This is a genomic window from Streptomyces sp. NPDC089799 (assembly GCF_040684755.1).
GTDB lineage: Bacteria > Actinomycetota > Actinomycetes > Streptomycetales > Streptomycetaceae > Streptomyces.
This window is the reverse complement of sequence record NZ_JBFBGR010000056.1, coordinates 25625-34069: the sequence shown is the minus strand read 5'-3', so window position 1 is coordinate 34069 and position 8445 is coordinate 25625. Positions and strand designations below refer to the sequence as shown.

The 8445-nt window shown below is 71.4% G+C and carries 8 protein-coding genes; 4 read left to right on the top strand and 4 right to left on the bottom strand.

Annotation, left to right across the window (positions count from 1 at the left end; translation table 11 throughout):
* The coding region (metK, locus tag AB0O36_RS35530; RefSeq protein ID WP_365117776.1) for a methionine adenosyltransferase at positions 1-911 on the bottom strand (911 nt) is incomplete at its 3' end.
* A gap of 324 nt (positions 912-1235) precedes the next feature.
* Here metK and AB0O36_RS35525 point away from each other — a divergent pair.
* On the top strand, positions 1236-1823 hold the full coding sequence (locus AB0O36_RS35525; protein ID WP_365117774.1) for an NAD(P)H-dependent oxidoreductase: 588 nt from the start codon (positions 1236-1238) through the stop codon (positions 1821-1823).
* An 89-nt stretch (positions 1824-1912) separates the two neighbouring features.
* Here AB0O36_RS35525 and rfbA read toward each other — a convergent pair whose 3' ends face one another.
* The 3 genes from rfbA to AB0O36_RS35510 form a co-directional block, all read right to left on the bottom strand.
* On the bottom strand, positions 1913-2863 hold the full coding sequence (gene rfbA / locus AB0O36_RS35520; protein WP_365117771.1) for a glucose-1-phosphate thymidylyltransferase RfbA: 951 nt from the start codon (positions 2861-2863) through the stop codon (positions 1913-1915).
* A gap of 114 nt (positions 2864-2977) precedes the next feature.
* Positions 2978-3799 carry a BTAD domain-containing putative transcriptional regulator gene (locus AB0O36_RS35515; protein WP_365117768.1) on the bottom strand — a complete coding sequence of 274 codons (822 nt, stop codon included), beginning with the start codon at positions 3797-3799 and terminating at the stop codon, positions 2978-2980.
* 283 nt (positions 3800-4082) lie between these two features.
* Positions 4083-5243 (bottom strand): DegT/DnrJ/EryC1/StrS family aminotransferase, encoded by a 1161-nt coding sequence (locus AB0O36_RS35510; protein ID WP_365117766.1) that lies wholly within the window; start codon positions 5241-5243, stop codon positions 4083-4085.
* 190 nt (positions 5244-5433) lie between these two features.
* Here AB0O36_RS35510 and AB0O36_RS35505 point away from each other — a divergent pair, with 190 nt between their 5' ends.
* Genes AB0O36_RS35505 through AB0O36_RS35495 form a run of 3 tightly spaced genes read left to right on the top strand, consistent with a single transcriptional unit; the run spans position 5434 to position 8401 of the window.
* Positions 5434-6393: an oxidoreductase gene (locus tag AB0O36_RS35505; RefSeq protein WP_365117763.1), complete on the top strand. Its 960-nt coding sequence runs from the start codon at positions 5434-5436 to the stop codon at positions 6391-6393.
* Positions 6390-6965 carry a hypothetical protein gene (locus AB0O36_RS35500; protein ID WP_365117761.1) on the top strand — a complete coding sequence of 192 codons (576 nt, stop codon included), beginning with the start codon at positions 6390-6392 and terminating at the stop codon, positions 6963-6965. Before AB0O36_RS35505 ends, AB0O36_RS35500 begins: the two co-directional genes overlap by 4 nt.
* The gene (locus AB0O36_RS35495; protein ID WP_365117759.1) at positions 6959-8401 is read left to right on the top strand and encodes a multicopper oxidase family protein; all 1443 of its coding nucleotides are present in this window, start codon (positions 6959-6961) and stop codon (positions 8399-8401) included. The genes AB0O36_RS35500 and AB0O36_RS35495 overlap by 7 nt, the downstream gene beginning before the upstream one ends.
* Positions 8402-8445 lie beyond the last annotated feature (44 nt).

Sequence of the window (8445 nt, the reverse complement as noted above, 5' to 3'; positions counted from 1 at the left end):
ACCCAGCGCATGGCGTAGGCGGCCGAGCGGTCGACCTTGGACGGGTCCTTGCCGGAGAAGGCACCGCCACCGTGGCGGGCCATGCCGCCGTAGGTATCGATGATGATCTTCCGGCCGGTCAGGCCCGCGTCACCCATCGGACCGCCGATCTCGAAACGGCCGGTGGGGTTGACCAGCAGGCGGTAGCCGTCGGTCTCCAGGCCGAGTCCCTGCTCGGCGAGCTCCTTGAGGACGTGCTCGACGACGTACGTCCGGATGTCCGGGGCGAGCAGCGAGTCCAGGTCGATGTCCGCGGCGTGCTGCGAGGAGACCACGACGGTGTCGAGGCGGACGGCCTTGTCGCCGTCGTACTCGATGGTGACCTGGGTCTTGCCGTCGGGACGCAGGTACGGGATGGTCCCGTTCTTGCGGACCTCGGTCAGCCGGCGCGAGAGCCGGTGCGCGAGCTCGATCGGCAGCGGCATCAGGTTCGGGGTCTCGTCCGAGGCGTAACCGAACATCAGGCCTTGGTCGCCCGCGCCCTGCTTGTCGAGCTCGTCACCCTCTCCACCTGCGGCGGCACTCTCGACCCGTGCCTCGTACGCCGTGTCGACGCCCTGGGCGATGTCCGCGGACTGGGCGCCGATGGACACCGAGACGCCGCAGGAGGCGCCGTCGAAGCCCTTGGCCGACGAGTCGTAGCCGATCTCCAGGATCTTCTGGCGGACGAGCTGGGCAATGGGTGCGTACGCGTTGGTGGTCACCTCGCCGGCGATGTGCACCAGGCCGGTGGTGATCAGGGTCTCCACCGCCACGCGGGAAGCGGGGTCCTCGCGCAGCAGGGCGTCGAGGATCGTGTCGCTGATCTGGTCGGCGATCTTGTCGGGGTGGCCCTCGGTGACGGACTCCGAGGTGAACAGACGGCGGGACACGAGTGGGTTCCTCCTGTGGATAGGACGGAATGCGACAGTCTCCGACCCGCCTTGAAGGCGGCTTGAGGATCGAGACAGCAGGCGGGCGGCCCGGTCGGCACGACCGGCGGTCGACCGCCCCTCGGGCGGCGTCCGGCAGGCTGGCGGCACCGGCGGCCCGGACCGCCACGGCCCACGCAAAGAAAAAAGATCCGCATGTTTTTTTGCCGGTCGTTGACCTCAAGTGAAGTTGAGGTCCTACGGTCCGACGTGTGGCCCGGCCCCGCTCCACCCGGAGCACCCCGGAACATCCGCCAACACCCCCAGAGCACAGAGGAGCTTCCCGTGTCCCAGAACCCGCTGAAGATCGGCGTCATCATCGGCAGTGTCCGTCCGGGCCGGTTCGGCAGCACCGTCGCGGACTGGTTCCTGACCGAGATCGGCAAGCGCGACGACATGGAGGTGCACGTCATCGACTTGGCCGAGCCTGCCCTGGTCGCCGAGCTGAAGCTCGACTACGACGCATCGGGGGCGCCGGCCGACGGGCCGAACCTCGCCCGGCGCCTGGAGGGCCAGGACGGGTTCGTGATCATCACGCCGGAGTACAACCACGGCTACGCGGCCGCGCTGAAGCTGGCCATCGACTACGGCTACAGCGGGTGGCGGGCCAAGCCCGTCTCCTTCGTCTCGTACGGGGGCATGGCCGGCGGTCACCGGGCGGTGGAGCAGCTGCGCCAGGTCTTCGGCGAACTGCACGTGGCCACCCTGCGGGACACCGTCAGCTTCCACGACGCCTGGGAGCGGTTCGACGACAACGGCCGCCCGCACGACGAGGACGGCACCGCGAAGGCCGCCTCCGTGCTGCTGGACCAGCTCGCCTGGTGGGGCGTGACCCTGCGCGAGGGCCGGGCCGCGCGCCCCTACGAGGGCTGAGCCGGCACGGCGTACGGGGCGGGGCCCGGTGGAGGAGTGTCCACCGGGCCCCGCCCCGTAGGTGCCGTGCGGGTCTGCCCGGAGCCCGCTCAGACCGCCGCGGGCAGTGCCGACAGGCCGCCGAAGCGCGGGTCCTCGGTGGCTCCCGCCCGCCGCCGGGCCCCGTCCTCGCGCAGGGCGGCCGCGACCTCCATCACGTACTGGCCGTATCCGGACTTGCCGAGCCGCTCGCCGAGCCGGTGGCACTGCTCGGGGTCGATGAAGCCCATCCGCAGCGCCACTTCCTCGATGCAGCCGATGCGCAGTCCCTGGCGCTGTTCCAGGGTCTGGATGTACTGGCCGGCGTCGAGCAGGGAGTCGTGGGTGCCGGTGTCCAGCCAGGTGAACCCGCGGCCCAGGTCGACCAGGTGGGCCTTGCCGCGGGCCAGGTACTCCTTGTTGACGTCGGTGATCTCCAGCTCGCCCCGCGGGGACGGGCGGAGTCCCCGGGCGATGGAGAGCACCTCGTTGTCGTAGAAGTAGAGGCCGGTGATGGCCCGGTTCGAGCGGGGTCTGGCCGGCTTCTCCTCGATCGAGACGAGCCGTCCGTCCTCGTCCGCCTCCCCCACGCCGTAGCGCTCGGGGTCCCGTACCGGGTAGCCGAACAGCAGGGCGCCGTCGCGGTGCGGGGTGAGCCGCTGGAGCAGGGTCGCGAAGCCCTGCCCGTGGAAGATGTTGTCGCCGAGGACCAGGGCGACGGAGTCGTCCCCGACGTGGTCCGCCCCGATGGTGAACGCCTCGGCCAGCCCGCGCGGCTCGTCCTGCTGGGCGTACGTCAGCCGGATGCCGAGCGCACTGCCGTCGCCGAGGACCGCGCGGAACTGCGGCAGGTCCCTGGGCGAGGAGATCAGGAGGATGTCACGGATGCCGGCCAGCATCAGGACGGAGAGGGGGTAATAGACCATCGGCTTGTCGTAGACCGGTAGCAGCTGCTTGGACACCCCCAGGGTGATCGGGTGGAGCCGGGTGCCGTTGCCGCCGGCGAGAATGATTCCCTTCACTGACTCGTCACCTCATGTCGGTCGTCGGCCCGCGGCCGCCGGGTGCTGCTTGCCCGTCGAGGCTGCCCGGAGGCGGTCGAACCCGGGTCGAGGCCCTCCTGACGGGCGCCCCGCTCAGGCCGACTGCGCGCCGACCAGGTCGTGCCGGGGTGCCCGTACGGTCCGGCGGACGGCGTCGGCCGACTCCGGGTTCAGCAGGCGCAGCTGGAGGCGCTTGAGCTCCAGCGAGGGTTCCAGGCCCAGTTCGTCGGCGAGGAGCCGGCGCACGTTCTGGTACGCCTGCAGGGCCTCGGCGCGGCGGCCGGTGGCACCGAGTGCTGCGATGAGCTGGGTGTGGAACCACTCGTTCAGCGGATAGTCGTTGATGAGACGGCGCAGTTCGGGGATGGACTCCCGGTGCAGGCCGAGGAGGTTCTCGGCCTCGATGCGGATCTCGTAGGCGCGGATGCGGAGTTCCTCCAGGTGCGCGATGTGGCCGATGAGGACGTCGCCCGCGGGGAAGTTCGCCAGGGCGGGGCCGCGCCACATGTCCAGGGCCTGGCGCGCGGTGCGCAGGGCGGGCGCGGCCTCTCCGTCGGCGAGCCGGATGCGCGCCTGGTTGACGAGTGCTTCAAAGACCCGTACGTCGACTTCGGAGTCGTCGACCTGGATCGCGTAGCCGGGCGGGCTGGTAATGATGAGCTGGCGGTCGGGGTCGGCCAGGCCCTCGTTCACGAACATCCGGCGGGCGTGGTAGACGTACGTCTGCAGGGTGGTGACGGCGCTCCGGGGCGGTCGCTCGCCCCACAGCTCCTGGATGAGGGACTCGGCCGTGATGATCTCGTTCGGCCGGGTGAGCAGCAGCGCCAGGGTCTGGCAGACCTTCGGGGTCCCGGGCCGGTAGATCCGGCCGTCGTCGGTCACGATCTCGAAGGGCCCGATCAGATTGAATCGCACGGGAATTACTCCTCGTCAGCAAAGACAGCGGGATTCCATTCCGATTCCCTCCGCGGATTTTCGGAATGTGACCGCATGGTCCGCGCCGGGGATGTAATCGAGTCTCCGAGGAGCGCTCTGCGGCCACAAGCACCGCCATGTCATGCGAGTGTCAACTTGTGTCAGGAATGCACAATGGCCGGGCAGGAATCTCGTGCCGGTGTCAAGGAGCTGCGAAAACGGTCCGGACATGCCGGTTCCCCGGCTCGGCGGGCCGGGGAACGGGTACGGGGCGGAACGGGGGTCAGGCGGCCGGTCCGCCGCGGCGGTTCTCCACCGCCTTGCGGAGGGACGCCACCACGGTGAGGACGTCGTCGTCGCTGAGTCCGGGGTGCAGGGGCAGGCACAGGGTCCGGTCCGAGGCCCAGTCGGAGCCGGGCAGCGGCAGCGGCTCCACGCCTTCGGTCCGGTAGGCCGGGACCTTGTGCAGCGGCGCGTACCGGAAGGTGGTGTAGATGTCGTCCGCGAGCAGGTCGCCGGCGACGTGGTCGCGCAGCTCCGGGTCGAGCTGCACCCAGTAGAAGTAGTGGGTGGACTCGTGGCCCGCGGGGAGCGGGGGCGGGGTGAGCACCCCGTCGAGGCCGGCGAGTTCGCGGTCGTAGAGGGCGACGATCTCCTTGCGCCGGGCCACCATCTCCGGCAGGCGCCGGAGCTGTACGGATCCGATGGCGGCGGTCATGTCGTTGCCGATGACGCGGCGGCCGGGCTCGGGGACGTCCAGTTCCCACCAGCGTGCGGAGACCTTGGCGTATCCGAACCCGCTGGGCTGGGCGAGCCCGTGGTAGGCGAGCCGGCGGACGCGGAGGGCCTGTTCGGCGTCCTTGACGTAGATCATGCCGCCGTCGCCGGTCACCAGGACCTTCATGGCGTCGAAGCTCCACATGGCCAGGTCGCCGTAGGTGCCGACGGCCTTGCCGTCGACGCGGGAGGCGACCGAGCAGGCGGCGTCCTCGACCAGGGGGACACCGCGCTCGCGGCACAGTTCCGCGATGGCGGCGATGTCCCCGGGGTAGCCGCCGTAGTGCAGCACGATGACCGCCTTGGTGCGGGCGGTGAGGGCCTGCTCGACGTGCTCGGGGGTGGGGTTGAGGGTGCGCGGGTCCACGTCGCAGAAGACGGGGCGGGCCCCGCAGGTGAGGACCGCGTTGGCGGCGGCGAGGAAGCTCAGCGAGGGCAGGACGACCTCGTCGCCCTCCTGGAGACCGAGTGCCTCCAGGGCCAGGAACAGGCCGGCCGTGCCCGAGTTGATGAAGACGACGTGCTCGGCGCCCACACCGAGGTGCGCGGCGAACGACGCCTCGAATTCCTTGGTGCGCGGCCCGTGCCCGAGCCAGCGGTCCTGGAACACCGCGGCAACCGCGTCGAGTTCCTCAGCACCGACCTGGGGCTGGAAGAGATTGATCATAGCCGCCTCTCACGTCCGGAAGTCCCTCCGAGCCTGGGAGTACGGGCTCGACCTCCGGTCGAGTGCCGGTGGGGCGCCCCCGCCGCGGTCGCGCACGTGTGCGATCCGTTCTCGACCGGTTCTCCAGGACCGGACCGGAACCTCCGCCTGCGGGGCCCGCCGCACCGAACCGATCTCAAGGAGTCCGAGCATGACGCAACCCGGTCTGCGCGCATCCGAGCACGGGACCACGCCGAGCGGCCGCGCACCGCGCGTCTGGTTCGTCACGGGAGCCTCCCGGGGCCTGGGGCGTGCCATCGCCGAGGTCGCGCTGGAGGCCGGCGAGACGGTCGTCGCCACCGCGCGCGGCCCGGAGGCGCTGGCCCCGCTGGTGGAGCGGTTCGGGGAGCGGGTCCTCCCCATGGCGCTGGACGTCACCGACCGGGCCGCGGTGTTCGCGGCGGTGGCCGAGGCCGCCGAGCGGACGGGCCGGATCGACGTGGTGCTGAACAACGCGGGGTACGGCCTGGCCGGCGCGGTCGAGGAAGTGGGCGAGCAGCAGGTCCGCGACCAGTTCGACGTGAACCTCTTCGGTGCGCTGTGGGTCACCCAGGCCGTGCTGCCCGTGATGCGTCGGCAGGGCGGGGGCCACCTGCTGCAGATGTCGAGCATCGCCGGCGTGACGACGTACCCCAACCTGGGCCTGTACTGCGCCAGCAAGTGGGCCCTGGAGGCCTTGAGCGAGGCCCTGGCCCAGGAGGTCGCGGGCTTCGGCATCAAGGTGACCCTGGTCGAGGCCGGCGAGTTCCGGACCGAGTGGAGCGCCGGGAGCATGGTGCGCGCCACGCCCAAGGCGGCGTACGACGAGGTGCTTGCCAGGCGCCGGCACGGGCTGTCCGGTGCCTACGCCCACCTCCAGCCCGGTGATCCCCGGCGGTCCGGCGAGGCCCTGCTGAAGCTGCTGGACGCGGACGAGCCGCCGCTGCGCGTCCTGCTGGGCAACGGGGCCGCGGACCTCGCGCCGCGGGTGCTCGGGGACCGGCTGGCCGAGTGGGAGCGGTGGGACGCGCTCGCGCGGACCACGGACTTCCCGGCGGACTTCCCGGCGGACGTCACGCCGGAGGCCACGCCCGGCGCCACACCGGAGATCACGCCGGACCAGCAGCCGTGAGGCAGCTCCTCGGCGTGCGCCGGCCGGCCCGGCCGGCCTCACCGCCCGCCCTGCTGCGCGCCTTCAGCGGGCTGCGGCCGGCCCTGATCGGGCTGTTCGCCCTGGCCGGAAGCCTGGCCGTGGCCTGGATCGCGGTCCGGCGGAGCAAACCGCCCGCACCGCAGCCCGGGGACCACGCCTGGTTCCACAGCACCGCCACCGAGGTGGCGGCACAGCAGAAGACCAGCGTGGGAGTCCTGCTGGTGCTGGCCGCCGTCGCCTTCTACCTGCTGCTGCCGCTGCTCGTCCTGGCGGCGCGGTTGCTGCGGCGCCGGGCGGGCCGGCTGGCCCGGCCCGTGTTCGCGGTCGCGGCCGGCCTGGCCGCCGCGGCGGTGAGCATCCCCGTCGTGGCCCTCTCCATCGGCTTCGCCCCCGACGGCGCGCCCGTGTGGCCCGCCGTCGCCGCCGACTCCGTCACGGTCCTGCGGGCCTGCGTTCCGGCGGCTCTGCTGCTGGCCGTATGTGCCGGTGTGCCGTGGGAGGCCCGGGGCTCCGACCGACCCTCCGTCACGAGAAAGCCCGGTCCATGCTGAATCGCAGAAACATCCTGAAGGCCGCCGCCGCCGGCGGTGCCGCCGCGCTGCTGCCGTGGAACAACATGCTGGGCAACAGCCCGGCGGGGGCTGCGGGTGCCGCGGCGGCGCCCGCCGTCCCCTTCGCCCACGCGATGCCCGTCCCCCGGGTGCTCAGCCCGGTCGCCCGCACCGCCACCTCCGACCTGTACGAGATACGGATGCAGGAGGCCAAGGCCGAGATCGTCAAGGGCCTGTTCTCCGATGTCCGCACGTACGGCGGGTCGTTCCCCGGCCCGACGATCAAGGCCACGCAGGGGCGGGAGGTGGTGGTCCGCCAGATCAACGAGCTGACCGAGAACACCGCCGTGCACCTGCACGGCGGCACGGTGCTGTCCGAGCACGACGGCCTGCCGATGGACACCATCGCGCCCGGCGGGGAGCGCACGTACCGCTACCCGAACCAGCAGCGCGCCGCATCGCTGTGGTACCACGACCACGCCCACCACCTGGAGGACACCAACGTCTTCATGGGCATGCAGGGGCTGTACCTGATCAGCGACCAGCACGAACGGAGCCTGGGCCTGCCCTCGGGCACCTACGACGTGCCGCTGGTCATCCGTGACGCCCGGATCGAGGAGGACGGGACGCTGCTCTACACGCGCCCGTCCGACTGCAACAACATGCTGGTCAACGGCAAGGAGCGGCCGTACTTCAAGGTGGCCGCGCGGAAGTACCGGCTGCGCCTCTACAACGCCTGCGTCAACCGCTACGTCCGGCTGCGGCTCGCCGACGGCTCCGAGTTCACCCAGATCGGCACGGACGGCGGCCTGCTGGAGTCCCCGGTCCAGCGCACCGAGCTGCTGATGCTGGGCGGCGAACGCGCCGAGATCGTGGTGGACTTCTCCCGCTACGGGGTCGGCGGCTCCGTCGTCCTGGAGAACACCGGTGCGCTGTCCACCGAGCGTCCCGAGGTGCTGCGCTTCGACGTGGTCCGCGATGCCTGGGACTCCAGCGTCGTGCCGTCCCGGCTCTCGGAGTTCCCGCCGCTGCCGGCCCGGACGGTGGAGCGGAGCTTCGAGCTGCGGACCTTCCCCGAGATGACCATCAACGGACTCTCCTACGACCCCGCCCGGGTCGACGTGACGGCCAGGCTGGGCACCACCGAGCTGTGGACGGTCCGGAACATGGAGGCTCCGGTGGAGCCCGGGAAGCCGGACTTCCACGTGTGGCACAGCTTCCACACCCACCTGACCTACTTCCGGGTGCTGGAGCGCAACGGGCAGCCCGTCGGCGTGCGGGACGTCGGTCTGAAGGACACCGTCACGCTGGGTCCCGGCGAGTCCGTGAAGATCGCGATGACCTGGGGGCCGTACACCGGCCAGTACCTGTACCACTGCCACCAGCTGGGCCACTCCTCCGGCGGGCAGATGGGCCGTATCGACGTCGTGGCCTGACCCCGTTCCGCCCGGAAACCCCGTCCGCCCGCCGGTACAGCCGG